Source organism: Nocardia fodinahabitans (assembly GCF_052983615.1).
Genome location: NZ_JBRJJC010000001.1, coordinates 1,714,373 through 1,740,790 on the forward strand (window position 1 = coordinate 1,714,373; position 26,418 = coordinate 1,740,790).

Sequence of the window (26,418 nt, forward strand, 5' to 3'; positions counted from 1 at the left end):
ATCACATCGCTATCATCTGCCCATCTGTTCAGGTAAACATGCGCTGGGACGATGGGTGGGCTCCGCGCTCGCCACCACCCTGACCGCCCTCTGACGCCTCAGGCTGTCCTCAGCAACGCGGCTTACCGTGGCTACCTCAGGCCTCAATGCCATCGACTCACCGGGTAGTATGCATTTCGTTGGGTAAGGGCCAACTAGATGCATACCCAAAGGTGGCACTGATGACGGAACATCGCAGCATCCTGCTGCCCAGTGAGCTCTGGCGGGCACCGCTGCGAACCCTGCGCCCGCAGGATCTGGCCGACATCTACGCCCAACCGCGGCCTGAGATCGCACGGCTCGTCGATCGGGGTGTGCTGCACCGCGTTGCTCACGGCTACTACGTCATCGTCCCACCTGACCATATCGGCGGAACCTGGCTGCCTGGCCTGGAGGCAGCAGCCGCGGGTATCGCATCGTCGATTTACGGGCCGAGTCGCGCCATACTGATGGGAGTCAGCGCGGCTCGCATGCTCGGAGCCCTGCCGCGTGCGCTGGCGACCGCGGTTGTCGCGGTGCCGCGCCAGCACCGGCCGATCGCACTGACCGATCGAGCGGCACAGGTCCGTTTCGTCCGCCGCGATACCGACGCACTCGACGCGGAGCGTGCTGAAACCCCGCTGGGCCCGGTGCTGGTTACGACGCCGGAGCAGACAGTACTCGATCTTGCCCGGCGGCCGGAGCTGGGCAACGCCGAGAGGGAGGTTCTTCCGGCGATCAAGACGCTCTACCGCAGAAGCGATCCGGCCAGGCTCGAGCAGCTAGCCAGGGAGCAGCATCGGATCGCGACGCTCCGAGAGGTGGAAGGTTGGGTGGGGAGTGAAAAGCAATGAGCGTGACAGTGTCGCCGACCAATTCGGAGTCGCGCCGGAGCAGGTCGAGCGTGACCACCTGATCTCCTATCTGCTTGCGGCAATCGGCAGCAGGTTCGGCGAACGGTTGCACTTCATCGGTGGAACTGCGCTTGCTCGTACACATCTGACGAGCGGAAGGCTCAGCGAAGACATCGACCTGGTCGCGCTCGACAACCGTGCGGCACTGGCGGCCGAAGGTATGGTCCGACCAACCGCCTCCCTGCCCGGCAGTTGTTCGATCGAGCACCGGACGAGCGCGACTGGAACGCGCAGTTGGCCGGACAGACTCGGCTGCAGATCAGCGCCGAGACCGCACTGTCGTCAGTTCGAGATGCGTGGGCGCGTATCACGAATATTCAAATATGACTTCGGACGCCGCCGATTCCGATCAGCTGCGGCATACCGTAGAAAACGGCACCCAGACCACCCCTGACACCTCAGGCTGTCCTCAGCAACGCGGCTTACCGTGTGCTCCCGTGACTTTCACACAGGGGATTCCCGAGACCGAACGGCGCAGCCTGAGCGGATGGGGACGCACCGCGCCGACCGTCGCCGAGGTATTGCGCACACCCGATATCGGCGTGATCGCCGAACGGGTGCGTACGGCGGGCCCGCGCGGGGTGATCGCGCGCGGGCTGGGCCGTAGCTACGGCGATCCGGCGCAGAACGGCGGCGGACTGGTCGTCGACATGACCGCGCTCGACCGCATCCACAGCATCGATCCCGACAGTGGGATCGCCGACGTCGACGCCGGGGTCAGCCTCGATGCCCTGATGCGGCGCGCGCTGCCCTACGGGCTGTGGGTTCCGGTGCTGCCCGGCACCCGGCAGGTGACCGTCGGCGGGGCCATCGGGTCGGATATCCATGGCAAGAACCATCATTCGCAGGGCAGCTTCGGCAATCACGTGGTGTCGCTGGACCTGCTCACGGCCGACGGATCGGTGCGGACACTCACGCCCGAGGGCGCGGAGTCCGAGCTGTTCTGGGCGACCGTCGGCGGCATGGGGCTGACCGGCATCGTGACCGGCGCCCGAATCCGGTTGAAGCACACCGAGACCGCGTACTTCTTCGTGGACAACGACCGCACCCGCGATCTCGACGCGACGATGACGCTGCTGACCGGTGGTTCCGACGACGGCTACGACTATTCGATGTCGGTGCCGGACACCATTTCCACCGGCGCGAAACTCGGCCGGGCCGGGTTCAGCCGAGGTTCGCTCGCGACGGTGGACCAGTTGCCGGTGAAACTTCGCAGCAAACCGCTGACCTTCGATGCGCCGCAATTGTTCACCGTGCCCGATATCTTTCCGAACGGGATGGTGAACAGCGTGACGACGCGTATCGCGGCCGAGGCGGCGCATCGTATGTTCCCGCGGCGGGCGCGCGGCCGGATCCAGAATCTGACGCAGTTCTATCACCCGCTGGACCTGCTGGGTGAGTGGAATCGCGCCTATGGCAGGCGCGGGTTCCTGCAGTACCAGTTCTCGATGCCGTTCGGCGCCGAGCAGCACCTCGCCCGCGCGGTACAGGCCATCGCCGAGTCGGGGCACCACTCGTTCCTCAACGTGTTCAAGCGGATGGGCCCGAGCAACCCGGCGCCGCTGTCCTGGCCGCACCCCGGATACATGCTGAGCTTGGACTTCCCCATCACCGGCGGTCTCGACCGCTTCTGCCGTGAGCTCGACGAACGGGTGCTGGTGGCGGGTGGGCGGCTGTACTTCGCCAAGGACTCGCGGACCGCGCCGGAGACGATCGCGGCGATGTATCCCCGGCTGGACGAATGGCGGCGGGTGCGAGACCAGGTCGATCCTGGGCAGGTCTTCGCGTCGGATCTCTCGCGGCGGCTCCGGCTCGTCCCGGCGGCGGACCACGTACGACATTGACGTGTTTCAGATCACGACGGCGAATTCCGGGATGAAAGCTCCACGCGGCAAATGACATTCGAACGAAATGGCGCAGATCACTGTCCGTTTTGAGTTCTTATGACATTTTAAGTTACATCTCAGCAACATTGAGTTGGACACTTGATCATGGGTGCTCGATCGAGGGCCTGCGCTCCCCCGGGAGCATTGCCATTGAGGGAAAGACTGCATTCATGAAGCTCAGCAAGGTTGCCGCAACCTCCGCACTTGTCATCGCCGCGCTCGGTATCGCCACCGGCACCTCGCACGCCGCTCCGGCTCCGGCGCCGATTCCCGCCTTCCTCGACGGTGTGAGCCAGGGCGTGAACCAGGTGCTGCCCGGCATCAACTGGAAGACCGGCATCGAGGGCGACTCGGTCGTCGTCGAGACCGACGCCGGCTCGCTCGCCAGCGAGAACGGCCAGTTCCAGGTCCGCGACGAGCAGGGCAATGTCGTGGTCGGGTTCCCGCTCGCCTACACGCTCAACGATCTCGAGTACCCGATCGACGCCGCCATCGATGGCACTCGCGCCGTGCTCACCCCGCGCACCGAGGCGGCCTCGGCCCGCCCGTCCACGCTGCTCGAGGACGTCGTCCGCCAGGACGCCTTCGATGACGCGGTGAGCGCCGCCGCCACGCAGTTCGGCATCATCACCGCCATCGGCACCCTGGTCGGCACGCTCGTCGGCGGCGTCGCGGGCTGCGCGATCGGCGCCGCCGGTGGCCTGCTCCTCGGCATCCCGGTGCTCGCTCTCGGCGGCGCGACCGGCGTCGCCGGTTGCCTCGCCGGTGGCGCGGTCGGCATCCCGCTGGGCGCCGCGGCCGGTCTGGTGATCACCGGCGTGCCCGCCGCGATCGCGATCGGCATCGGCTTCAACAACCGGATCAACGCCCCGGAAAACCAGTAGTCGACACGACGATGGCCCCGTCCGACCGGACGGGGCCATCGTCGTGTCCTCAGTCCGTGAGCCGGATGCGCAGGGTCTCGTAGGTGGGAATGAAGACCTTGCGCCGGTAGCGGCGTTCGACGATCTCCCACGGCCTGCCCGCCGCGGTCAGCGCCTCGAGCAGCGCGGTCAGCTCGGAGTGGACGAGCTGGGCGCCCAGGCACAGATGACGGCCGCCGCCGAACCAGAGCTGCCGGGTCTCGGGCACGTAGTCGCGGTGCACGCTGAACTCGCCGACCGCGTTGTTGATGGTCCAGGTGAGGATCTTGACGTGCTCGCCCGCCCGCAGGTCGCGGTCCGCGACGCGCACGTCGGCGGTGACCGAGCGCCCGACCAGATACGCCGGGCTGGTCACCCGCAGCGTCTCGCGCACCGCGTCGGGCAGCCGCTCGGGCGCGGCGAGCAGCGCCCGGTGCTCGCCGGTGTCGTGCATGATCGCGACCATCCTGGTCATCGCGCTGGCCAGGGTGTCGGTGCCCGCCACCGCCATCAGGATGGCCAGCCCGGCCGCGTGCTCGACGTCGAGGCCGAGTTCGCGGCAGCGCCCCAGGGTGGTGTCGGGATCGGCGCGCTCGTAGGCGGTAGGGACATTGACAGCCAGCCGCCCGGCCAGCTCCTTCGCGCGGGCCACCGCGACCGGGTCGAGCGTCGTCGAGGCCATGGTGCCGAAACCGAGGTTGACCAGCTCCTCCACATGGTGGAACAGCCGCAGGAACAGCGCGTCCAGGTCGTCGGTGGGGTCGCCGCCGATGGCCGCGGCGATGTCCTCGGGACGCATGCCGACCAGGTCGGACACGCTGCGCCCGACCAGGATCTGGGCGCGCGCTGCGATGTCGACGGTCTCGCCCTCCGCCAGCAGATCCCGCAGTTCCCGCAGGTCAGGGCCGATGACGCGGTGCACGAGCGCATCGGTGTGGGTGAGGGTGAACAGGTCTCGGACCTTGGTCCGCAGCTCGGTGTGGCCGGGGCCTTCGAACAGGTCCTCGACCCAGTCACCGATGACCTGTGCCCACCAGTGCCCGGCGGCGCCCTCGGAGACGATGCTGAAGTGGGTGCTGTCGTTGTAGATCTGGCGCGCGACCAGCGGATCGGCAACGAACCAGCCGAGTTTGGGGACCTTGCGCATCGGGCGCGCGACCCGGCCCAGCAGCAGCACGCCAGGCAACCAGGGCTGACCTGCGGCGAGTAGGGTGAGTTCATGACGTCGGGCAGCACTCCACACCCCGGCACAATCTAGTTGAGCGTGACCGAATAGTGAAGGTCTGTGACTAGGATCGGCGAGATGCGCTGATGGAGGACTGCGCATCGCGCGATATTCGGAAGTGAACAAACACATGGTGAAATCCACAATCGAGGCCGTCGGCGCGTATCTGCCCACCCGCGAGGTGACCACGGCGGAGCTGATGAGCCGGCTGTCCATCGACGCGCCGCTGGATCTGGAGAAGGTCAGCGGGGTGGCGGCGCGGCGGGTGCGCGGCGTCGATGCCGAGGGCAGGCCGGAGGATTCGTTCAGCATCGCCCTCGCCGCCGCGCGCGGCGCGCTCGCGAACTCCCGCTACGCGGCGGCCGAGCTGGATGTGATCATCTCCTGCTCGATCACCCGCACCCGCGGCGAGGATTTCTGCCTCGAGCCGTCGTTCGCGCTGATGCTGCGCACCGCTCTCGGCGCGAATCGGGCGATCCACTTCGACGTGTCCAACGCGTGCGCGGGGATGATGACCGGAGTCCTGTTGCTGGACAGGATGATTCGCTCCGGCGCCGTCCGCAGGGGTCTGGTGGTCTCCGGCGAGTGCATCACCCCGATCGCCGACACCGCGGTGCGCGAGATATCGCAGAAGTACGACCCGCAGTTCGCCTCGCTGACCGTCGGTGACGCGGGCGCGGCCGTGGTCCTCGACGCCACCGACGGCCCCGGCCTGGACTACGTGGAGCTCAACACCAGCGCCGCCTTCGCGAAACTGTGCCTCGGCATGCCGAGCGATCAGGGCCCCGGCGTCGCGCTCTACACCGACAATCGCGCGATGCACAACGAGTCCCGGTATCTGCTGTGGACCTCGCGGCAGCGCGAATTCCTCGCCGCCCGCGATTCCGACTTCGCGGCCGAGGGCTACGACTATCTGATCCATCATCAATTCAGCGGTCCCGCCGTGGAATTGATCGACAAGATCGCCGAGCGCGAGTTCGACTCCCCGATGCCGCCGAAGCTGGCGGTGCTGGACCGCTACGGCAACACCGCGTCGACCTCGCATTTCGTGGTGCTGCACGACGCGCTGCGGCAGGGCCTGATCGCACCGGGGTCCAAAGTGCTGCTGGTGCCTGCCGCTTCCGGGGTGGTCGCCGGGTTCTTGTCGGTGACAATCGGCGATCTGCGGGTATAGGACAGTATGGGAATCATCATTTCTTCGGCCGTCACACAGACCGGTGGCGTCAGCTCGGTGGGTCAGGCGGCCGCCGCCGCGCGAGCCGCGCTGACCGGAGCGGGTTGTCCGCCGGAACAGGTCGACGCGCTCATCAACGTCGGGGTCTACCGCGACGCGAACCTCGTCGAGCCCGCGGTGGCCGCACTCATCCAGCAGGCGGCGGGCATCGGCCTGGAGTACCGGCCGGGTGATGTGCCCTGCCTGTCGTTCGATCTGATGAACGGCGCCTGCGGCCTGGTCAACGCGGTCGGCGTGGCCGCGTCACTGCTGGCCGATCTGCCCGCCGGGCACGTGGTCGTCGTCTCCGGTGACGCGCATCCGTCGATGCGGGCCGACGCGGACTTCCCGTTCGAGCCGGTCGGAGCGGCGCTGGTGCTCGAGAATTCCCCCGCCGCCACCGGTTTCGGCGGCGTGCACGTGAGCGCCGGTGACGCGCTGCCCGATCCGCAGGGCTACGTGACGCTGTCGGCCATGGGTGCCACCGGGCGCTCGGCCCTGACCGTCGAACTCGGTACCGGCACAGCCGAACTCGTCGAGCACGCGGCTGCCGCGGCTCGGGAAGCGCTGGCGGCCGACGACATCGACACCGCGCGGGCGGTCCTCGTGTGCGGCAGGCCGACCCCCGAATTCGCCGCGGAGCTGGCCGCCGAACTGGGCGTCGGCGCCGTGGTGACCGACGACTTCGCCGGTGACGCGCACACTTCCGCGCTCACGGCCGCCTACGTGGCGGCGCGCGCGGCCGGGCTCACCGATCGGCCGCTGCTGTTCGTGGCCGCCGACGGCGGGCCCACCGCCGCAGCGGTGACCTACCGAGGGCCGGGGGTGCGGTGATGACCACGCACGCCGCGTCGACAGCGAACAGGAACACGGAGAGGTGGACGGTGACGGCACCGCAGCAGACTCAGGCGCGCCATCGCGCGGCGACGGCGAGCGCCCCGAGCAGAGGGACCGTGTTCGCCTTGCGGGCGGTCCCGGTGCTCGGGTGGGCCTACCTGGTCCTCGGGATCGTGCGGCCGTTCCGGTCCCGCCTGGCGAAGCTGGCGTTCTGGATCGACCTGGCGCTCAGCGTCGGCGCGCACCTCGCCCAGATCCCGGCCGCGCGGCGGGCGGCCGCCGAGCACGGGATCGGGCCGGGCCGGGCCGCCGCGATGACGATGCTGCTCGGCGCGACCTGGTGGAAGACGCTGGGTGAGGCCGATCGGTGAGCCGCCGTTGGCAGCGGCGAGCGACCGCCGGAACCGGTACGCCCCGGCGGCCACGCCGCGTCCGCGCCGTAGGGTGACGCGATGACTGTGCTGGTGACGGGAGCGAGCGGGTTCGTCGGCGGGGCGATCGTGCGCGGCCTGCTGGCGCGGGGCGTGCCGGTCAGGGCGATGGTGCGCGACCCCGCGAGCGCCCCGGCAGGCGCCGAGGTGGCGGTGGCCGATCTCGCGGACGCGGCGGCGCTGGCCCGTGCCGTCACCGGGGCGAAGGCCGTCGTGCACGCCGCGGCGCTGCTCGGGGAGTTCGGGCGGCCCGCGGAATTCTTCGCGGTGAATGTCGCCGGGACGGACCGGCTGATGCAGGAGGCCGCCGCGGCCGGAGTCGAGCGCTTCGTGTTCCTCGGCAGTCCCAGCTCGCTGATGGCGCCCGACGGCGGTGATCAGCTGGGAATCGACGAGACGGTGCCGTATCCAGCGCGATTCCTCAACAGCTACTGCGAGACCAAGGCGGTGGCCGAACAGCTGGTGCTGGCGGCCGATACGCCGACCTTCACGACGTGCTCGCTGCGGCCACGGGCCGTGTGGGGCCCGGGCGATCGACGTGGGCCGATCGTGCAGATCCTGGCGAAGTTGCGGGCGGGACGCCTGCCCGACCTGTCCGGCGGCCGGGATGTGCGCGCGTCGCTGTGCTACATCGACCATCTGGTGCGGGCGGTGGAGCTGGCGCTGGAAGCCGAGAATATCGGTGGGCGTGCCTATTTCGTCGCCGATGCCGAGCCGGTGCCGGTGTGGCCGACGATGGCCGCGGTGGCGCGGCGGTTCGGGTTGGCGGCGCCGAGCGTCGTCGTGCCCGCGCCGGTACTCGGTGGCGCGCTGGCGGCGATCGAGACGGTGTGGCGGATTCCGGCGGTCGCGCAGCGGTGGACTCCCCCGCTGTCGCGCTACGCGGTCGCGCTGGTGACCCGGTCAGCGACCTATGACCTCACCCGCGCCGAACGCGAGCTCGGCTTCCGGCCGACCGTGCCGTTCGACGAAGGGCTGGATCGCTTCCACGCGTGGGTCACCGAGATCGGTGGTCTCGACCGGCTGGTGGCGCAGCTGTGAGCGGCGGACTGTGGGTGGTGATTCCCGCCTTCGACGAAGCGCGTGGGATCGGCGCGACCCTGACCGCCATTGCCGCGCAACGTGATACCGACTTCCGCGTGGTCGTGGTCGACAACAATTCGAGCGACGGCACCGCCGACATCGTGCGGGCCTTCGCCGCCACGCATCCGGTACCCGCGATCGAGGTGATCAGCGAGACACAGAAGGGCACCGGCGCCGCCGCCGACACCGGAATGCGGTACGCGATCGCCCAGGGCGCGACCCGGCTCGCCCGCACCGATGCCGACTGCCTGCCCGCGCCCGACTGGACCCAGCGGATCGACGCCGGGTTCGACGCCGGGTTGCGGCTGATCAGCGGGCAGCTGATTCCCCGGACCGACGAAGGGGTGTCGTGGCGGGACCGCACGATCATCCGGGTCGCGCTGGAGGTGGCGTCGGCCTTCGGGAAGGTGCGCTCGGGCAATCGCGATCCGAAGTATCTCGGCCCGTATGTGATGACGCCCGGATGCAATATGGCGATCACGGCCGAGTTGTACACGGCCGCAGGCGGATTCCCGCGCACCGCCATCGAGGACCTGCACGAGGACCGGGCGCTGGTCAACGCGGTGCGCACCATCACCACCGAGTACGGACTGCGCCGTGACGTGCGGGTGTACGGCTCGAACCGGCGGGTGCGCGCGTGGGGCATCCGCAAGACGCTGGCCTGGTACGCCGATCACCGCTACCGGCCCGACATCGTCGATATCCGATGACCGCCGATTTCCTCGCCCACCTGGCCATGCAGGCCGATCGCATTCCCGATGCCTCGGCCCTCGGCACGGTCGGACAGCGCGCGCTGACCTATCGCGAACTCGTCGACACCATCGATCGCGTCGCGACCAATCTGGGTGCGACCGGGTTCGAGCCCGGCGATCGGATGCTGTTCTCGATCCGCCCGAGCGTGGCCTCGGTGACCTTGATCTTCGGGGCGATCGCGGCGGGCGGCACCATCGTGTTCGTCGACCCGGGCATCGGGCCCGAGCTGTTCGCCCAGCGGGTGGCACTGGTCGAACCCACCTGGGCGGCCACCGAATCACTGCTGTACGCGGTGAGCGGGCCGCTCGCGGGCTTCGGCCGCAAGCGGGGACTTAGCCTGCCGCGATTCGGCGCGCTGGACGTGCGGCACATTCACAGCGGCGCATGGCTGCCCGGAGTGCCTGCTGGCTCGATTCCCTTGCGCCGCTTCACCGGTAAGGCGGCCGGGCGGGCGACGGTGCCCGCCGACCCCGAGGCGGCGGCTTTGATCGTGTTCACCTCCGGTACCACCGACGACCCGAAAGCCGTTGTGCATAGCCGTGCTTCGCTCGGCGCCGGGCTGGCCGCGATGGGTGGGCGGACCAGCCTGGCCCCCGGCGCGTTCCTGCATACCGAACAGCTGATGATGGGGCTGCCCGCGCTGATGGCGGGCGCGCGCTGGGCGATGCCGCCGTATCCGCGGTTCGGCACCCACATCGACCCGGTGCGGTTCACCCATCAGCTGCGCAGCGCCACCCACGCCTTCTACACCCCCGCCGATCTGGCTGTCGCGCTCGACGCGCTCGAAGCCGGCGAGATCACCGCGCCGACGAATCTGCGCCAGGTCGCCCTCGGCGGGGCGCCCGTCACGTCGGCGCTGCTGCGGCGGGCGCGGAAGTCGTTGCCCAGCACCGAGTTTCTCGCGATCTACGGAATGACGGAGATCCTGCCGGTCGCCGTCACCAACGATGTCGCCAAGCTCGCCCACGAGGGCGACCTGCTCGGCGCCCCCGTGCCCGGGGTGCGGGCGCGGATCGCCGCGGACGGCGAACTGATCCTCGCCGGACCGAACCTGTGCCGCGGCTACCTCGGCGCCGAGCCGCTGACCGAGGTGCCCACCGGGGACCTGGCTCGCTGGGACGGCGAGCAGCTCGTGCTCACCGGCCGCAAGAAGGACATGATGATCCGCGGCAAGACCAATATCTACCCCGGCCTGTACGAGCCGGTGATCACCGCGATCGCCGGGGTCCGCGAGGCGATCATGGTCGGCCTGCCCGACGAAGTCGGCGACGAACGCATCGTGCTCGCCGTCGTCTCCGCCCCGGACGCGGGCGATATCGCGACCCTGCTCCGCAAACGCCTACCCCAGATCATCGACACCACGGCAGTCCCCGACGACATCGTGATCGTCGACAAGATCCCGGTCAGCGGCCGCACCAACAAACCAGACCGCGCCGCCCTCCGCGAACAGCTACGCGCCCACCTCGGCGGCACCTTGTAGCATTCCGTACACGCCGTAGCAGATGAGAGCTTCATCATCACCCGCAATCCGGTCGCCAAGCTCGAACCGCTGGTCCGACGGACATTCGTGCCTGTCGCCGCACTCGCCCGCACCAGCGCTCGGCTCCCGCACATCGACTACAACCAGTGGCGAGCCGACCTCGACGCGATGATCGACCAGGAGATCCCCGGTCGTGAGTGAGTCCGCCGCTCCACGATCCGGTCCGCCGAGCTCAACGCCAACCCCGTGTGAGCCGCGTTCGCCGCGTCAGCGCGTCAAGGCGGCGAGGGTGTGGTCGGCCAGGGATTCGATGGTGGGGCGCGGGAGCATGGTGTCGACGTAGCAGAAGGTGATCGACATCGTGGTGTGCAGGGTGGCGACGGCGACGGTGAGGGCGCTGGCGCAGGAGTTGGTGCCCGCGACGGTGAGGGCCGTGATGGGGAGGGGCTCCGGGGTTTCGGGGGTGGTGAGGTGGCCGAGGTTGCTCAGCGTGACGTTCCAGGGGGCGCGGCGGTCGACGAGTTCGACCGCGCGTCTGCCGGATTCGAGGGACTGTGGGCAGCCGTAGCGGATGGCGGCCAGTGCGGTGAGGTCGGCGTGGCGGCTGAGACGTTGGGCCAGTTGGGATTTGGCGGTGCGGGCCGCGTCCCAGAGGGAGTCGGCCGGGCCGAAGGGGACGAAGGTGGGGACCACGGCGGTGAACATGCCCGGCTCGTCGTCGGCGGGCGGTGGGCGCAGGCGCGACCGTAGGTCGACCGGGATGCCGATCGCGGCGACGCCGGATCCGCGGGGGCGGTTCAGCTCGCCCAGCGCTTGGGCGAGGGCGGCGGTCAGCGCGGCATTGACGGTGACTCCCGCGCGATGACAGCGGGCCCGCAGCGCGGCGAGCTCGTCGCCCTCGACGGCGCGGAGCACGGTGCGGGTGCGCCGGATCGATAATGGCGGCGGGGTGCCGGGGAGACCGACGGCGCGCCGGAAGGTCGCGGTGAGCTGGCCGGAGAGGTTCGTGCGCAGGCAGCGGAGCAGGCCGGTGTGCACGGGTGGGATCAAGTCGTCGGCGGCCGGGATCGAGGGCCGGAGGGTGTCGCCGACGGGCGCGCCGAAGGCGACGGCGAGGATGCGCGAGCCGAGCGAGGCCATCGAGCGGCCGTCGATCAGCACGTGCGAGAAGACCAGGATCAGGTCGTGCAGCTCGTCGGAAGTGCCTGGGCGCCAGGCCAGATCGATGAGCCTGCCCGGCGCGGTCGCGAGGTCGACCGGGGTGGCGAGCTGCTCGTCGAACACAGCGCGCCACTCGTCCGGATCGCCGACGATGCGATGCAGGACCGGCAGATGCGGATCGGCGGCGGGCACGAACCGGGGCCCCGCCGCGACAACCACCCGCAGCAACGGGAACTCGGCGACCACCGCCGCCGCGGCCTCCTCCAGGCGATACGCGCCGATCGGCCCGCGCACCCGTAGCCGGACCACGCAATTGGCCGGGGACAGCTGGTCAATCAGCCAGAACCAGCGCTCCGACGGCGACAGCGGGCGATCGATCTCGCCGTCGCGCACCATCACGCCCGTCCTCCTCCGCTCACCCGGACCCACACGCGGACCGCCTACACGCACCCGTTCGAGAGTACGGCCGCACCCGCGCCCCGGCTCGAATCCCCACGTTCCCGGTGTGCCGGACCTCCGTCGGACCGGTGCCGTCCTACACCCCTGCGCTGGGCGAGCTGCCGACCCAGCGGTTCCCACTGCGCCACAGGCGAGTTGGCTGGCTAGCGCTCCCGGTGCACGGCTCGTTCGGTCCACATGGCGTCCGCCAGCAGGGCACTGTCCGCGCCGCCGGGTCTGGAGAGCAGTACGGAGTGTCCGGGGTGCCCGAGCGGTGTGGGCAGGCTGATTCCGCAGCTGCCGAGGTAGCTGAGGACCATCGTGGTGCGCAGGAGGGCCGCGTTGGTGGTGTCGTAGGTGTCCGGGTCGGCGAGCAGGTCGGTGACGCGGGGTGGCAGGTGGCGGATCGTCGGGCACAGCAGGGTCGCGTCGCCGAGTTCCGCGGCGAAGTCGGCACGCAGGCCGGGCAGTGCGGCGTACACCGGGGCGATGGTGGTCGCCGTGTGGGCGTTGGCCGCGAGGCGGCGGCGGGTGGCCGGTTCGATCGGCATCGTCGAGCACAGCCGGTGGTTGTGCAGGCGATAGGCCTCGGCACCGACGATCGTTCCGTGGTCGTCCAGCAGTCGCTGGGCGGTGGCGAGTGACGGGAGTCCGCGTGCCTCGATGGTCGCGCCCGCGGCACGCAACTGCGCGACGGTGTGGGCGAAGTCGTCGGCGATCGGTGACGCGACGTCCTCGGTCCATTCGCCGGTCGGGACGACGAACCGCGGTGGCAGCGGGCGCGCGGCGTTGAACCCACCGGTCGTGCCGAGCCGGTCGAACCGCGGTCCGGCGCGTCGCGCCAGGTCCGGCGCCCGGCCCCCGAGCCGTTGCCCGCCGGACAACGCGGACCCGCCGGACGACGCAGACCCGCCGGACGACGCAGACCCGGCGCCGGCGTGCGACGCAGACCCGGCGTGCGGCGCGGGCCCGAACAACGGCGCTGGCGCGAATCCGGCGGAGGGCGCGAAACCACGCGGCAGCAGCAGTTCGTCGAGGGCGGCGATGTCGGTGACGGTCGTGGCGAAGAGGCCGATGCTGTCCAGGGTCGGCGACAGCGGTGCGAAGTCGTGCGGGCCGTATCGTCCTGGGCTGGCGCGGAATCCGACGATGCCGCACAGGGCGGCGGGGATGCGCACGGAACCGGAGGTATCGGTACCGACCGCCAGGGGAACCAGGCCGCGGGCGACCGCGACGGCTGATCCGGACGATGACCCGCCGGGGATCAGGTCGGGAGCCAGGGGGTTGGTGGGGGTGCCGAAGCGGGTGTTGATGCCGAGACCGGAGAAGGCGAACTCGCTGAGGGTGGTTTTGCCGACGGTGACCAGGCCCCGATCGTGAGCCCGGCGCACGAGCAGGCTGTCGACGGCGGCGGGTTCGTCGTGCTGGTGGCTGGCCGAACCGCACGTCGTGACGGTGCCCTGGAGGTCGAACAGGTCCTTCCACACGATCGGCACACCGTCGAGGGCACTGCGCCGGCGGTCACGAGCGGTCCGGCGATCGCTGGCCGCGGCCTGGAGGCCCGCGCGTTCACCGGTGACGGTCACCAGGACCGAGGCCGAATCAGGCTGCCGCACAAGATCTATCGCGGAAGCACTCACGGCTGTCGCGGTGGTTTCACCGGCGGTGATGGCATGTGCCGTGGCGAGAGCGGTGATCATGGGCGCGGCACTCCCTGTGCGTAGACGGAACGGACGTTCGCACGCTATCGCGCCCGCGACCACCCACGGCATGGTGAAACATCCACCCAGAATGCCGAGGAGTGTCGATTCATCCATGGCGCGTGCTGCCCGCCCACCGGTTGACTGAACGGCATGACAACGTTGAGCTACCCCGAGCCGGTGCTCGTGCCGGCCAGGCAGGCCAGATCGGTGCTTCTGCGCACCGGTGACCGTGTGCGGATCACCGATGTCGCCGGTGGTCAGGTCGGCGACGTCTTCGCCTACAACGCCGACGACCTCACCGAGCACCACAGCGCCGCGCACACCCGCACCCACACCAGCCGCCTGTTCCCGGCCCTGGGTGAGGCGTTCGTGACCAACCGGCGACGCCCGATCCTCACCTACCTCGCCGACACCTCCCCCGGCGTCCACGACATGCTGATCGCCGCCTGCGACCCGCAACGCTATGCCGCGTACGGGGATCCGGACCACGCCAGCTGCGCGGAGAACCTGACCCGCGCGCTGGCCGAGCGGGGATATCCGGCGCCGTCCCCCATCCCGCAGCCGATCAACGTGTTCATGCGCATCCCCGTCGGCGCCGACGGCGATCTGTCCTGGCTGGCCGCCGCGACCCGGCCCGGCGACGCGATCACCTTCCGCGCCGAGATGCCGTGTCTCGTCGTCGTCTCGTCCTGCCCGCAGGACCACAACGTCATCAACGGGGCGGGCCCGAGCCCGCTGTCCCTGACCGTCCTGACCACCGAGGAGAAGAACCGATGACCACCACCGACCTCGCCCACCCCGCCCTCGCGCCGTTCGATCTCGGCACCCTGCGTCTGCGCAACCGTTTCACCGTCGCCCCGATGAGCCGGATCTCGGCCGCACCCGACGGCACGCCGACCGCTCAGATGGCCGGGTACTACCGCGAATTCGCGGCGGGCGGCTTCGGCCTGATCACCACCGAGGGCGTCTACCCCGACGCCGCGCACAGTCAGGGCTACTTCGGCCAGCCCGGTCTGGTCACCGAGGCGCACGTCGCCGGGTGGCGGTCGGTGGTGGACGCGGTGCACGCCGAGGGCGTGCCGATCGTCGCCCAGTTGATGCACGCGGGCGCCATCTCCCAGGGCAACTCCTACGGCATCGGAACGATCGGCCCGTCGGCGGTGGCGCCGCCGGGACGGATGATGGCCGACTACGGCGGCGTCGGCGGTCCGTGGGACGCGCCGAGGGAGATGACCGCTCGCGATATCGACGAGGTGATCGCCGGTTTCGCCGCCGCGGCCGCGAATGCGCGGGCCGCCGGGTTCGACGGCGTCGAGATCCACGGGGCCAACGGCTACCTGCTCGACCAATTCCTCACCGGCTACACCAATCTGCGCACCGACGAGTACGGCGGCCCGGTACGCAATCGGGTCCGGCTGCACGTGCGCGTGCTGCACGCGGTGCGCGAGGCCGTGGGCGACCTCCCGGTCGGGATGCGGCTGTCGCAGACGAAGGTCAACGACTTCACCTACCGCTGGCCCGGCGGCGCGGACGACGCGCGCGTGATCTTCGGCGCGCTGACCGACGCGACCTATCTGCACATCGCCAGCGAGGGCCGCGATTTCCTGGAGACCGCGCGCCTGGCCGACGGCTCGACGATCACCCAGCTCGCCCGCGAGGTGACCGGCAAGCCGGTCATCGCCAACGGCGGAATGCACGCGCTGCCCCAGGCCGCCGATGTTCTCACCGGCGGGCACGCGGATCTACTCTCGCTCGGCACGGGCGCGCTCGCCAACCCCGACCTGCCCCGCCGGGTGGCGACCGGGCGACCGCTCGACGCGTTCGACCATGAGATGCTGCACCCCATGGCGAACCTGGACACTGCCGCGGCCTGGCGCGCACGCCGATGACCTCGTGGACCCGTGGCGCTGCCGCCGTGGCGACGCTGACCTTCGACGTCGACGCCGAAACGCCGATCCTCGCCGAGGGCGGGCGCTACGCCGAGCACCCGATGGTGATGTCGCACCAGTCCTACGGACCCGATGTCGGCGTGCCACGGATCCTGGACCTGCTCGACGAGATGGCCGTGCCCGCGACGTTCTTCGTGCCCGGCTGGGTGGCGGAGCAGCGTCCGGGACTGGCCGCGGCGATCGTCGAGCGCGGGCACGAGGTCGCCCATCACTCCTACAGTCATCGGGCGCCCACCTCGCTGCCGCCGGGCGCCGAGCGCGCGGATTTCGTTCGGGCACTGGAGGTTTTCGCGGCACAGGGCATCGAGATCGCCGGGCACCGGGCGGCGATGTGGAGCGCGAGCCGCGAAACCCTCGGTCTGGTCGCCGAATACGGGCTGGCCTACGACTCCTCGCTGATGGGGGACGACCGGCCGTATCTGGTGCCGGGCACGCACGCGCCGGTGGTGGAACTGCCGGTGCACTGGTCGCTCGACGACTGGGAGCAGTACGCGTACCTGCCGGAACCGCGGATCGGGTCGGTCATCGAGTCGCCGGACAAGGTCGAACGGATGTGGCGGGCCGAACTCGACGGGATGCGGCACTACCGGTGCCTGTTCAACGTGTGTATGCACCCGTTCCTCACCGGGCGGCCGAGCCGGATGCTGGCGCTGCGCACCCTGATCCGCTACGCCCAGGAGTGCGGGGACGTGACGTTCGCGCGCTGCCGGGACGTGGCGGCCTGGGCCCGCGCCGACGCCGCGACACCGGTGCGACCGCTGCCCGGCTATGACGTGGATCCGGCGGTCTACCCCGGCTGAGGGCCGGCCGCGAGCGCGAGGAACAGGTCGACGGTGTCGGCGAGCCGGTGCACATCGCGGCCGGTCAGCTCCGTGATCCTGGCCATCCGGTTGCGCAGGGTGTTGACATGGACGTGCAGCGCCGCCGCCGTCACGCCCCACTGGCCGTCGTTGGCGAGAAAGACGCGCAGCGTGTGCTCGAGTTCGGTGTGGGCGCGGGCGTCGTGCGCGCGCAGGGCGCCGAGGACCTGGTCGGTGAACCGCTCCAGAACCCGGGTGTCGAGCAGGCCCAGCAGCATCCGGTGGGTGGCGATGTCGGCGAAGGTCGCGGTGTCGGGGCCGGTCTGCGCGCGCAGCACCTGGCAGACCTCGCGCGCCCGGACCAGCGGCTCACGCAGACCCGACGCGGCGGGGGCGATATCCCCGACGCCGATGACGATGCGCGGTGCCGCCGTGCGGCGGGCGATGTCGCCGGAGAGTTCGGCGGCGAAGCGGGCCAGCTCGTCGGCGGTGCCCGGCCACGGGCACACCGCCACCGCGTCGCGACTGCCCGCGGCGGTGAACACCGGGATGCCGTGCGTGGCGAACAGGGTGCCCGCCGCGTCGGCGATGTCGTCGAGGGACACGTCCGCGGCCGCGAGCGCGAAGACCGCGAGCGGCCCGTCCGACGGCACACCGTAAGCCCGCAACCGACGGCTCACCTCGTCGTCCCGGCCGGGTCCGGACAGGATCATCTCGAGCAGCTCGGCGGCGAAGCGGGCCTCGATGGCTTGTACCGCTTGCTGTTTGGTGACCTCGAGGCTCAGGAACCGGGCCGCCTGATCGAGGGCCTCCCGGTCGGCGGCGGTCAGCGTCGCGGCCGGTTCCAGGCAGTAGAGCCCGGCGTCGACCTCCCCCATCGCGCCCTCGACGAGATACAGCGCCGACGGTCCCGACCCGAGCAGGTTCACCTCGAGCGGCGGCGGCGTGCGGCTGAGCGCGGCGGCGGCCGTCCTGATCTGCTCGGCGGTCGGCTCACAGCCGATGGCGGCCAGGCAGCGGCCCCGCCGATCGACCACCAGCAGCGGCAGTTCCGTGTCGCCACGCAGGATCTCGAGCACGCCCGCCGCGCCGCTGCCCCGCGACAGGGCGGTGGCCAGCGCGTCGCCCCGGCGTACCGTCGCGGTCAGCTCGGCCTGGAGTACCTCGTTCTGGATCCGGGCGGCGGCGCGGGTGAGCGCGGCGAACGGCACCCCGATACACAGCTCGACCAGCGGCAGATCACGCTCGCGGCACAGGACGACGAGTTCCTCGGGCAGCACGGGAGTCTGCGCGGTCAGCCCGAAGACCAGGCCGGCCGCACCCGCCTGGCTCAGCGCGTCGACGAACCGCGCCGCCGCCACGTGCGGCTGCCACAACCCGTTGGTCAGCACCAGCTCGCCGGGACGGACATAGGGCGACGGATCGGGCAGCTCGGTGGTGTGCAGCCAGCGGATCTCGGCGGCCAGGCGATCGGTGAGTTCCGGCGTCACGATCCGCAGGCCGAGCGCGGGATCGGCGACCAGTCGGCTGATGGTCAACACCCAGCGAATCTACCCACCGATCCGGCCGGGATGCTCAGTGCTTTCACAGGCTGTTACTACGTGCGTATTATGGACCTATGGGTTTCGAGTGGCCTGATTGGGCGATCGCTCACCTGATCGGCGTCGAACCCAGCGAGGTTCGGCAGGTCCTCGCAGCGTCACGACGGTGGCCGCGCCCGGCCTTCGACGGCCAGGTGTCCGTTTTGACGGTGTGGGGGCGCACCACGGCCGGACGTCCGCTGATCGTGGTCACACGTCAGCGCGACGACTGGACGTGGGTGATCATCGGCGCGCGGTCGATGCGCGCCGAGGAACTGGCGCAATTCGAGCAGTGGGAAAGTGGGCGCCCGGCATGATCGGTCAGCGCCCGGAGGAGGCAGCTCGCGTAACCACGGAGGGCGCCCGAGCATGCCGAAAGGACACAGCATGAGCGATCAGGACTATCCATCGAGCAAAGAAGAGCTCGCCGACTTCATGGATCGGCTGAGTTTCTCCGATGCGGCCGCCGAAGCGCCACCTCGCCTGCCCGCCAACGAGGACATCATGGTGACCACCTCCATCCGGTTGCCACTGGGCCTGCACTCCCGGTTGAAAGCCCTGGCCGACGAACGTCGGGTGGGCGTGTCCACCCTGCTGCGGGAATGGGCGGAGGCCGCCGTCGCCGAGATCGACGACGAGGATCAGCTGATCTCGCTCGCCGAGGCCAAACGGGCCCTGTCCCGGGTCCATCCCATCCACCGCGCCAGCTGATTCGTGTTCGTGACCCGACAGTTCCCGCGCGAGAACCACAGGGTGTAAATACTTCTCATGATGTTCTGGCGGCGTCGGCCGAAAGGCGATCTGCACGCGGTGCCCAGGTGGCCCACCGACCCGGACGCGAGGAAGGTCCTCGCCCACTATCTCGACCACCTCCCCGCCGACCCGACGGTGCCGCGCACCACCGAGATGCTGTTCAACGGATGGGGACTCGACCTCACCGGCAGTGATCTGTCGGGGCTCGATCTCGGTGGCGCCGAACTCGGTGAAGCCCGGCTGGCCGGTGCCCGGTTGGTCGACACCGACCTCTACGGCGCCTGGATGCTCGCCACCGACCTGTCGGGGGCCGACCTCACCGGCGCCGACCTCGGCACCGCGCAAGCCCGCGACTGCGTGCTGCGCACGGCCCGGCTCGCCGGCGCGCGGCTGATGAAGGCCGACTTCGCCGCCTCCGATTTCCGCGATGCCGATCTCACCGGCGCCGACCTGCGCCGGGCGAGCTTCGGCGACAGCGACTTCCGTGGCGCGAGCTTGCGGGGCTGCCGGCTCGATCGCGCGAACTTCGACCGCGCCCGGCTGGCCGGCTGCGATCTCACCGGTGCGAGCGGGTCGGTCGACGGCGCGATCGATATCGGCGCCGAGTCGCCGCGTCTGGTTCAGGGCGAGGAACTCGCGGAGTGGTTCGCCCGGCACGGCGCGACGGCGGTCAGCGTGGCCGTGTGCCACTGACCGGCCGATCTTTCGTTCGGCCGAGCAAGGACAGCCACGCCCGGGCGCGGGGCAGGCAACCGTGAATTTCCTTGCACGAGTGGATAATCCACGCGCATTCTGACGCCGTGCAGAAGCTGGTTGCGGTGGTTCTCGCGTTCGTGGTCGGGTTCGGCATCGCCGGATGCAAAGAAGACGAAGCGCCCGAGCAGGCGCGAGAAGTCGTGTGCGAGATGGTGGTTCCGGTCGTCGAGGTCGTCGCGCTGAAGCTGAAGGCAGGCGTGACGGTGACGGCCGCGCTCGTCGTCGCGGCCACCGGCATCGCGCTCTCCCAGGCGTGCACGTATCTGCTCGACCGGCTCGGCGCGGCACCCGACGAGGAGCTCCCGGTGATCCTGGACAACGGAAAGGGCACCGAGACAACGAAAGTCAGCGCGAACACCTTCACCAGCGTCACCCAGAACTGGTGCGACAAGACCGGCGGCTGCACCGGCTACGACCGCTGCCCCACCAACTACCTGTGCCTGTTCACCGGCAGCGAGGGCACCGGCAAGATGTCGCTGTTCAAGATCGGCTCCCCCGACCTCGCCGGCCAGCACATCGACAGCGCCGCCCTGTCCGTCTTCAACCGCACCGGCAAGACCGCCACCCTCTTCGCCGCCCGCGCCAACAAGGGCGACACCTACCCCGTCGCGACATCCGCCAAGGGCGACCTCCCCACCGACTGGCGCGCCAAGGCCCGCTCCCTCACCGTCGGCCCGATCCCCACCTCCACCGCCACCCCGACAACCCCAAGTACCCCGAGCACCCCGAAGTCGTCCGGGTCGGCCACCACGACAACCACCCGAGCAGGCACCGCCGGATCATCGACCCCCACGAACTGAATCCACGGCGATCTCGGCGAACCGGGTTGCGACCGGGCAGGTTTCACCCTTCGGCGGGAAGCGGCTCAGGCTCGCAGAACGCGGACCGTGCAGGTGATTCCCGGCGCGTTCGCCCATCGCGATTCCGTGGTGAGCAGATCGCACCCGTAGGCCTCCGCGGCCGCGACGTAGGCGGCGTCATAGGCGCTCAGGTTGTCGCGGAGGCCCCAGATCCGGGACACGAAAACACGGGTGAGGGGAACCTCGGGATCCAGCTTGCCGACGGCGGCGACCACACGGGCGGCCTGGTCCGCGGTGATGGTGCCCGCACGGGCGAATCGGCGGATCACCGACAAGACCTCGACGGTCCAGTGCTGCGGCGCGATCCAGCGATTGTCGGCCTCCAGCGCGGCACGGCAGACCTCTCCCAGCGGGTCGGGGCTCAGCAGCGCGTGGACGAAGACCGAGGCATCGACCACGATCACCCGCCGAACTCCGCATCGTCGAAGGACGAATCCCTTTCGGCGCGTTCGGCATCCAGCGCCACATGCACGATCGAGGTCGCGGAAACGACCGAGGCCCCCGCGGGGTGCGGGGGCCTCGGTGGGATCTATCGGCGGTGCCTCAGCGGCGGCGCTTACCCTTGGTTTCGGCGCGGGCGGCCTCGCGGCGCTCGCGGCGGGTGCCGGGCTGCTGGCCGCCGTATTCCTGGGCGTCGGAATGGGATTCGGCGCGGCCGTCCTCGGCGGGGCCCGAGTAGTTCAGGCCGCGGGGGGACTGATCGGAGATGCCCTTGGCGCGCAGGGCGGGCGGGGCCTGGGTCTCGGCGGGGGCGGTGTCCTGGGGACGGGCGCCGACCGGGGAGCGCAGGCCGGTGCCGACGGAGACGCCTTCGGGCTGAGGCTGCTGGACCTCGACCTGGAGGTTGAACAGGAAGCCGACCGACTCCTCCTTCAGACCGTCCAGCATCGCGGCGAACATGTCGAAGCCCTCGCGCTGGTACTCGACCAGCGGGTCACGCTGGGCCATCGCGCGCAGGCCGATGCCCTCCTTGAGGTAGTCCATCTCGTAGAGGTGCTCGCGCCACTTGCGGTCCAGCACCGAGAGCAGCACCTGGCGTTCGAGGTTGCGCATCGCACCCTCGCCGGCCAGGCCGTCGATCTCCTGCTCGCGCTTCTCGTACGCGGTGTGCGCGTCGTCGAGCAGCGCCTCGCGGAGTTCGTCGCGGGTGAGCTCGCCGGCGTCGCCGGTGTGGGTCTCGCCCACCAGTTCCTTCTGGTCCAGGCTCACCGGGTACAGCGTCTTGAGCGCGGTCCACAGCTTGTCCAGGTCCCAGTCCTCGACATAGCCCTCGGCGGTGGCGCCGTCGACATAGGCGGTGGTCACGTCGGTGATCATGTTCTGCACCTGACCCTCCATGTCCTCGCCACGCAGGATCCGGTTGCGCTCGCCGTAGATGACGGTGCGCTGCTGGTTCATCACCTCGTCGTACTTCAAGACGTTCTTGCGGATCTCGAAGTTCTGCTGCTCGACCTGGGTCTGCGCGCTCTTGATGGCCTTGGAGACCATCTTCGCCTCGATCGGCACGTCGTCGGGCAGGTTCAGGCGGGTCATGATCGCCTCGAGCGCGGCGCCGTTGAAGCGGCGCATCAGCTCGTCACCCAGCGACAGGTAGAAGCGGGACTCGCCCGGGTCGCCCTGACGGCCGGAACGACCACGCAGCTGGTTGTCGATACGACGCGACTCGTGCCGCTCGGTGCCGAGCACGTACAGGCCACCGGCCTCGCGCACGGCCTCGGCGTCGGCCGCGGTCTGCTCCTTGACCTGCTCGAGCGCGGAATGCCAGGCGGCCTCGTACTCGTCGGGGGTGTGCACCGGGTCCAGGCCCTGCTTGCGCAGCAGGATGTCGGCGATGATGTCGGCGTTGCCGCCGAGCACGATGTCGGTACCACGACCGGCCATGTTGGTGGCGACGGTGACCGCGCCGGGCCGACCGGCCTCGGCGATGATCTGGGCTTCCTGCTCGTGGAACTTCGCGTTCAGCACCGAGTGGGCCACACCGCGCTTGGTGAACTGCTTGGACAGGTACTCCGAGCGCTCGACGCTGGTGGTACCGATCAGGACCGGCTGGCCCTTCTCGTGCCGCTCCACCACGTCGTCGACGACGGCGGCGAACTTGGCCTCTTCCGACTTGTAGATCAGGTCGGCCTGGTCCTTGCGGACCATCGGCTTGTTCGTCGGGATCGGGACCACGCCGAGGCTGTAGATCGAGTGCAGCTCGGCGGCCTCGGTCTCGGCGGTACCGGTCATGCCGGACAGCTTGTCGTAGAGGCGGAAGTAGTTCTGCAGGGTGATCGTGGCCAGCGTCTGGTTCTCCGGCTGGATCTCGACCTTTTCCTTGGCCTCGATCGCCTGGTGCATGCCCTCGTTGTAGCGGCGCCCGACCAGGATGCGGCCGGTGAACTCGTCGACGATGATCACTTCGCCGTCGCGGACGATGTAGTCCTTGTCGCGCTGGTAGAGCTCCTTGGCCTTGATGGCGTTGTTCAGGTAGCTCACCAGCGGGGAGTTCGCGGCCTCGTAGAGGTTGTCGATGCCGAGCTGGTCCTCGACGAACTCCACGCCCGCCTCGTGCACACCGATGGTGCGCTTCTTGATGTCCACCTCGTAGTGGACGTCCTTCTTCAGCAGCGGCGCGATGCGCGCGAACTCGGCGTACCACTTGGACGAGGCGTCGGCCGGGCCCGAGATGATCAGCGGGGTACGGGCCTCATCGATGAGGATGGAGTCGACCTCGTCGACCACGGCGAAGTTGTGGCCGCGCTGGACGAGATCGTCCAGCGAGTGGGTCATGTTGTCGCGCAGGTAGTCGAAGCCGAACTCGTTGTTGGTGCCGTAGGTGACGTCGGCGTTGTAGGCCACGCGGCGCTCGGCCGGGGTCATGCCGCCGAGGATCACGCCGACCTCGAGACCGAGGAAGCGGTGCACGCGGCCCATCCACTCGGCGTCACGCTTGGCGAGGTAGTCGTTGACGGTGACGACGTGCACGCCTTCGCCGGAGAGCGCGTTCAGGTACGCGGGGAGCACACAGGTCAGGGTCTTGCCCTCACCGGTCTTCATCTCCGAGATGTTGCCCAGGTGCAGCGAGGCGCCGCCCATGATCTGGACCTTGTAGTGCTTCTGGTTCAGCACCCGCCAGGACGCCTCACGAGCCACCGCGAACGCCTCGAGCAGCAGGTCGTCGAGGGTCTCGCCCTCGGCGAAGCGCTGCTTGAACTCGCCGGTCTTGGCGCGCAGCTCGTCGTCGGTCAGCTGCTCGATCTCCTCGCCGTACGCGATGACCTCGTCGGCGAGGTTCGACAGGCGCTTGACCATGCGACCTTCACCAATCCGTAGCAACCTCGTCAGTGTCAGCGCAGGCACGGGTCTCGTCAGTCCTCTGGTCGGAGTGTGTTCGGCTAGTGAGCCACGGTGTTATGGGCCATCGTAGTCCGCAGACCACCGTACCCGGCCGGGAGTACCCGTGCCCGGTGTACCGTGCGATGGCATCGGCCCAGGTCACACTGGCCGATGAGGCTTGTTGCCGGGCACCGCGATTCACCTACGGTGACGTAGGATGAGGCACGTGCCCGATCTGCGCGATGCGGCACCGGAAGGAGTATCGGAGCGCGTGATCACGAGACTGACGCCGCAGGACGCGTCGTTCTACCGACTCGAGTCGAGCAACAACCCGATCCACATCGGCTCTCTCGCGATCCTCCAGAACACCGAACCCGGCGCCACCGGCCAGGTCCTCGACTACGACGGCCTCATCGACCTGGTCGAATCCCGGCTGCCACTGGTCCCCCGGTACCGCCGCAAGGTGCGCGAGATCCCACTCACCCTGGGCAGGCCGGTGTGGGTGGAGGACAGCCGCTTCGACATCAGCTATCACATCCGCCGCTCCGCGCTGCCGGGTCCGGGCAGCGACGAACAGCTCTACGACCTGGTCGCCCGGCTCGCCTCGCGCCCGCTGGATCAGGGCAGGCCGCTGTGGGAGATGTATCTGATCGAGGGTCTCGCCGACGGACGCAGCGCGGTGTTCACCAAATCGCACTCCGCGCTCGTCGACGGGGACACCGCGCTCGAGATCGGGCACGTGATCCTCGACAACAGCCCGCTGCCGCGCGAACTGGCCGACGACGCGTGGCGGGCGCCGCGCGAACCCACCGACGTGGAGCTGCTGGCAGGCGCACTATCGCAGCTGGCCGCGCAGCCGCGCGAGGCCTACGAGGTCGCCCGTGACGCCGGGTCGAACGCGTTCAGCTTGGTCCGGGGCACCAGAATGGCGGTGAAGGCGGCGGCGAACGCCGTGCGCGCGGCGACATCGGGCGTGTCCGACAGTCCGCTCAACGCCCACACCTCGCGCAGCAGGCGGTTCGACGTGGTGCGCACCGATCTCGAGGACTACCGGACCATCCGGCGCCATTTCGACTGCTCGATCAACGACGCGGTGCTCGCCGTGGTCACCGGCGCACTGCGCAACTGGCTGCTCTCGCGCAACGAGGCGCTGGTCGAATCGGACAATCTGCGGGCCGTGGTGCCGATGTCGGTCTACGTCGACGGCGGCGACCAGCCGACCCCGGCCAGCGAGGTCTCCTCGTTCCTGATCGACCTGCCGGTGGGTGAGCCGAATCCGGTGATGCGCCTGTCGCACATCTCGCACGCCACCGAAGCCGCAGGTCGGCAGCGTCGTGGCGTGCGGGCCCGCACGCTGGTGCACCTGGCCGGGTTCGCCCCGGCCAGCCTGCACGCGATGAGTGTGCGCGCGGCGAGTACCTTCGCCGACAACACGTTCAACCTGGTGATCACCAACGCGCCGGGACCACAGACCGCGATGTACATCGGCGGTGCGCGCATGCTGGAGATGTATCCGGTATCGCCGCTGCTGCGCAATCAGACGTTGAGTTTCGGGCTCACCTCGTACGACGGTCAGGTCTTCTACGGTCTCAACGCCGACCGCGACGCCATGGCCGACATCGACGTCCTGGCCGCGTCGGTGCACGAATCGATGGAGGAGTTGCTCGGTGCCTGTATCTGAGAACGGCAAGCTGCGCGTCTACATCCCGGCGACGATCCCGATGCTGCGCAGGCTCGTCGACGAGCGGGAGGTGTTCCCGCTCGGCGCGACCGCGTTCGCGGTGACGCCCGCGCTGCGCGAGGCCTACGCCGCAGGCGACGACGACGAGCTGGCCGAGGTCGCGATGCAGGAGGCGGCCAGGGCGTCGCTGCGGCTGCTCGCCGCCGAACGCGACGGCCTCGACGACGCGAGTGACGACGCCACCGCCGCGGGCGAGGCGGCCGCCCCGGGCAGCCCGGTCTACCGGCGCGCGGTGATCGCCGCCGACGTCACCGGCGCGAAGCTGCGGCCCGATCTCGACGACGCGGTGGTGAAGCTGGCCGGGCCGATCACCTATGACCAGGTGGCGTCGGTGCACGTCGACCTGGCCGAGGCCGAACCGCAGGTCGCCAAGGCCGTCGACGTCATCGACGCCGCGGACCTGGGCGATACCGACGCCGAGTTCGTCCTCGGTGACGCCGAGGACCACCAGCTCGCCTGGTACGCCACCCAGGAACTGCCGTTCCTGCTCGATCTGCTGTGACATCTCCCGAGATCACCGCGCTGACTGCCGCTGCCACTGCCACCGAACCTACGATGCCGTAACCTGGCTGCGAGCGAGCTGCCCCACCGCGGCTCGACGGCAGCACAGGGAGACA

The 26,418-nt window shown here is 69.7% G+C and carries 25 protein-coding genes; 19 read left to right on the forward strand and 6 right to left on the reverse strand.

Annotated features, from left to right (window positions below; translation table 11 throughout):
• Nucleotides 1-221 precede the first annotated feature (221 nt).
• From NV348_RS07940 to NV348_RS07955, 4 genes are all read left to right on the forward strand, one after another.
• Complete coding sequence (locus NV348_RS07940) at nt 222-872, forward strand: type IV toxin-antitoxin system AbiEi family antitoxin domain-containing protein (RefSeq protein WP_447146432.1); 651 nt, start codon at nt 222-224, stop codon at nt 870-872.
• Nucleotides 859-1,326: a nucleotidyl transferase AbiEii/AbiGii toxin family protein gene (locus NV348_RS07945; protein WP_447146433.1), complete on the forward strand. Its 468-nt coding sequence runs from the start codon at nt 859-861 to the stop codon at nt 1,324-1,326. Before NV348_RS07940 ends, NV348_RS07945 begins: the two co-directional genes overlap by 14 nt.
• Nucleotides 1,256-2,776: a decaprenylphosphoryl-beta-D-ribose oxidase gene (dprE1, locus tag NV348_RS07950; RefSeq protein ID WP_447150975.1), complete on the forward strand. Its 1,521-nt coding sequence runs from the start codon at nt 1,256-1,258 to the stop codon at nt 2,774-2,776. Before NV348_RS07945 ends, dprE1 begins: the two co-directional genes overlap by 71 nt.
• Before the next feature lie 212 nt (nt 2,777-2,988).
• Entirely contained in the window at nt 2,989-3,702 is a 714-nt protein-coding gene (locus NV348_RS07955) for a DUF8020 domain-containing protein (RefSeq protein ID WP_447146434.1), read from the forward strand.
• 49 nt (nt 3,703-3,751) lie between these two features.
• Here the strand turns inward: NV348_RS07955 and NV348_RS07960 are convergent, their stop codons facing one another.
• Entirely contained in the window at nt 3,752-4,963 is a 1,212-nt protein-coding gene (locus tag NV348_RS07960; RefSeq protein WP_447146435.1) for a cytochrome P450, read from the reverse strand.
• 112 nt (nt 4,964-5,075) lie between these two features.
• Between NV348_RS07960 and NV348_RS07965 the strand changes: the two genes are divergently transcribed.
• The 6 genes from NV348_RS07965 (at nt 5,076) to NV348_RS07990 (ending at nt 10,742) form a co-directional block, all read left to right on the forward strand.
• A complete protein-coding gene (locus NV348_RS07965) occupies nt 5,076-6,119 on the forward strand; it encodes a 3-oxoacyl-ACP synthase III family protein (protein ID WP_447146436.1) in 1,044 nt (347 codons plus the stop codon).
• 6 nt (nt 6,120-6,125) lie between these two features.
• Nucleotides 6,126-6,992, forward strand: a complete 867-nt coding sequence (locus tag NV348_RS07970) for a hypothetical protein (RefSeq protein ID WP_447146437.1) — start codon at nt 6,126-6,128, stop codon at nt 6,990-6,992.
• A gap of 50 nt (nt 6,993-7,042) precedes the next feature.
• On the forward strand, nt 7,043-7,366 hold the full coding sequence (locus NV348_RS07975) for a hypothetical protein (protein WP_447146438.1): 324 nt from the start codon (nt 7,043-7,045) through the stop codon (nt 7,364-7,366).
• A gap of 81 nt (nt 7,367-7,447) precedes the next feature.
• Complete coding sequence (locus NV348_RS07980) at nt 7,448-8,467, forward strand: NAD-dependent epimerase/dehydratase family protein (RefSeq protein WP_447146439.1); 1,020 nt, start codon at nt 7,448-7,450, stop codon at nt 8,465-8,467.
• On the forward strand, nt 8,464-9,219 hold the full coding sequence (locus NV348_RS07985; RefSeq protein ID WP_447146440.1) for a glycosyltransferase: 756 nt from the start codon (nt 8,464-8,466) through the stop codon (nt 9,217-9,219). Before NV348_RS07980 ends, NV348_RS07985 begins: the two co-directional genes overlap by 4 nt.
• Nucleotides 9,216-10,742, forward strand: a complete 1,527-nt coding sequence (locus tag NV348_RS07990; protein ID WP_447146441.1) for a class I adenylate-forming enzyme family protein — start codon at nt 9,216-9,218, stop codon at nt 10,740-10,742. The genes NV348_RS07985 and NV348_RS07990 overlap by 4 nt, the downstream gene beginning before the upstream one ends.
• 267 nt (nt 10,743-11,009) lie before the next feature.
• Here NV348_RS07990 and NV348_RS07995 read toward each other — a convergent pair whose 3' ends face one another.
• Both NV348_RS07995 and NV348_RS08000 read right to left on the reverse strand, forming a co-directional pair.
• Nucleotides 11,010-12,299, reverse strand: coding sequence for a phthiocerol/phthiodiolone dimycocerosyl transferase family protein (locus NV348_RS07995; protein ID WP_447150976.1), 1,290 nt, complete (start codon nt 12,297-12,299; stop codon nt 11,010-11,012).
• A gap of 206 nt (nt 12,300-12,505) precedes the next feature.
• Nucleotides 12,506-14,041, reverse strand: coding sequence for an amidase family protein (locus NV348_RS08000; protein ID WP_447146442.1), 1,536 nt, complete (start codon nt 14,039-14,041; stop codon nt 12,506-12,508).
• Between the two features lie 153 nt (nt 14,042-14,194).
• Here NV348_RS08000 and NV348_RS08005 point away from each other — a divergent pair, with 153 nt between their 5' ends.
• The 3 genes from NV348_RS08005 to NV348_RS08015 are packed head-to-tail and all read left to right on the forward strand — an operon-like array spanning nt 14,195 to nt 16,793.
• Complete coding sequence (locus NV348_RS08005) at nt 14,195-14,821, forward strand: DUF1989 domain-containing protein (RefSeq protein WP_447146443.1); 627 nt, start codon at nt 14,195-14,197, stop codon at nt 14,819-14,821.
• Complete coding sequence (locus NV348_RS08010) at nt 14,818-15,933, forward strand: NADH:flavin oxidoreductase (protein ID WP_447146444.1); 1,116 nt, start codon at nt 14,818-14,820, stop codon at nt 15,931-15,933. Before NV348_RS08005 ends, NV348_RS08010 begins: the two co-directional genes overlap by 4 nt.
• On the forward strand, nt 15,930-16,793 hold the full coding sequence (locus NV348_RS08015; protein ID WP_447146445.1) for a polysaccharide deacetylase family protein: 864 nt from the start codon (nt 15,930-15,932) through the stop codon (nt 16,791-16,793). Before NV348_RS08010 ends, NV348_RS08015 begins: the two co-directional genes overlap by 4 nt.
• Here the strand turns inward: NV348_RS08015 and NV348_RS08020 are convergent.
• Nucleotides 16,781-18,334: a PucR family transcriptional regulator gene (locus NV348_RS08020; RefSeq protein WP_447146446.1), complete on the reverse strand. Its 1,554-nt coding sequence runs from the start codon at nt 18,332-18,334 to the stop codon at nt 16,781-16,783. The two genes, NV348_RS08015 and NV348_RS08020, sit on opposite strands and share 13 nt — an antisense overlap.
• A 77-nt stretch (nt 18,335-18,411) precedes the next feature.
• Between NV348_RS08020 and NV348_RS08025 the strand changes: the two genes are divergently transcribed.
• The 4 genes from NV348_RS08025 to NV348_RS08040 all read left to right on the forward strand — a co-directional run bounded on the left by NV348_RS08025 (nt 18,412) and on the right by NV348_RS08040 (nt 20,682).
• Nucleotides 18,412-18,690 (forward strand): hypothetical protein, encoded by a 279-nt coding sequence (locus NV348_RS08025; protein ID WP_447146447.1) that lies wholly within the window; start codon nt 18,412-18,414, stop codon nt 18,688-18,690.
• A gap of 70 nt (nt 18,691-18,760) precedes the next feature.
• Nucleotides 18,761-19,084: a hypothetical protein gene (locus NV348_RS08030; protein WP_447146448.1), complete on the forward strand. Its 324-nt coding sequence runs from the start codon at nt 18,761-18,763 to the stop codon at nt 19,082-19,084.
• 99 nt (nt 19,085-19,183) lie between these two features.
• Nucleotides 19,184-19,819 (forward strand): pentapeptide repeat-containing protein, encoded by a 636-nt coding sequence (locus NV348_RS08035; protein ID WP_447146449.1) that lies wholly within the window; start codon nt 19,184-19,186, stop codon nt 19,817-19,819.
• Between the two features lie 107 nt (nt 19,820-19,926).
• Nucleotides 19,927-20,682, forward strand: a complete 756-nt coding sequence (locus NV348_RS08040) for a peptidase inhibitor family I36 protein (protein WP_447146450.1) — start codon at nt 19,927-19,929, stop codon at nt 20,680-20,682.
• A 65-nt stretch (nt 20,683-20,747) separates the two neighbouring features.
• Here NV348_RS08040 and NV348_RS08045 read toward each other — a convergent pair whose 3' ends face one another.
• Both NV348_RS08045 and secA read right to left on the reverse strand, forming a co-directional pair.
• Nucleotides 20,748-21,146 (reverse strand): type II toxin-antitoxin system VapC family toxin, encoded by a 399-nt coding sequence (locus NV348_RS08045; protein ID WP_447146451.1) that lies wholly within the window; start codon nt 21,144-21,146, stop codon nt 20,748-20,750.
• Between the two features lie 139 nt (nt 21,147-21,285).
• The gene (gene secA, locus NV348_RS08050) at nt 21,286-24,084 is read right to left on the reverse strand and encodes a preprotein translocase subunit SecA (protein ID WP_447146452.1); all 2,799 of its coding nucleotides are present in this window, start codon (nt 24,082-24,084) and stop codon (nt 21,286-21,288) included.
• 247 nt (nt 24,085-24,331) lie between these two features.
• Here secA and NV348_RS08055 point away from each other — a divergent pair, with 247 nt between their 5' ends.
• Together NV348_RS08055 and NV348_RS08060 are read left to right on the forward strand one after the other, a co-directional pair.
• Nucleotides 24,332-25,741 (forward strand): WS/DGAT/MGAT family O-acyltransferase, encoded by a 1,410-nt coding sequence (locus NV348_RS08055; RefSeq protein ID WP_447146453.1) that lies wholly within the window; start codon nt 24,332-24,334, stop codon nt 25,739-25,741.
• 40 nt (nt 25,742-25,781) lie between these two features.
• Nucleotides 25,782-26,303: a DUF6912 family protein gene (locus tag NV348_RS08060; protein WP_447150977.1), complete on the forward strand. Its 522-nt coding sequence runs from the start codon at nt 25,782-25,784 to the stop codon at nt 26,301-26,303.
• Nucleotides 26,304-26,418 lie beyond the last annotated feature (115 nt).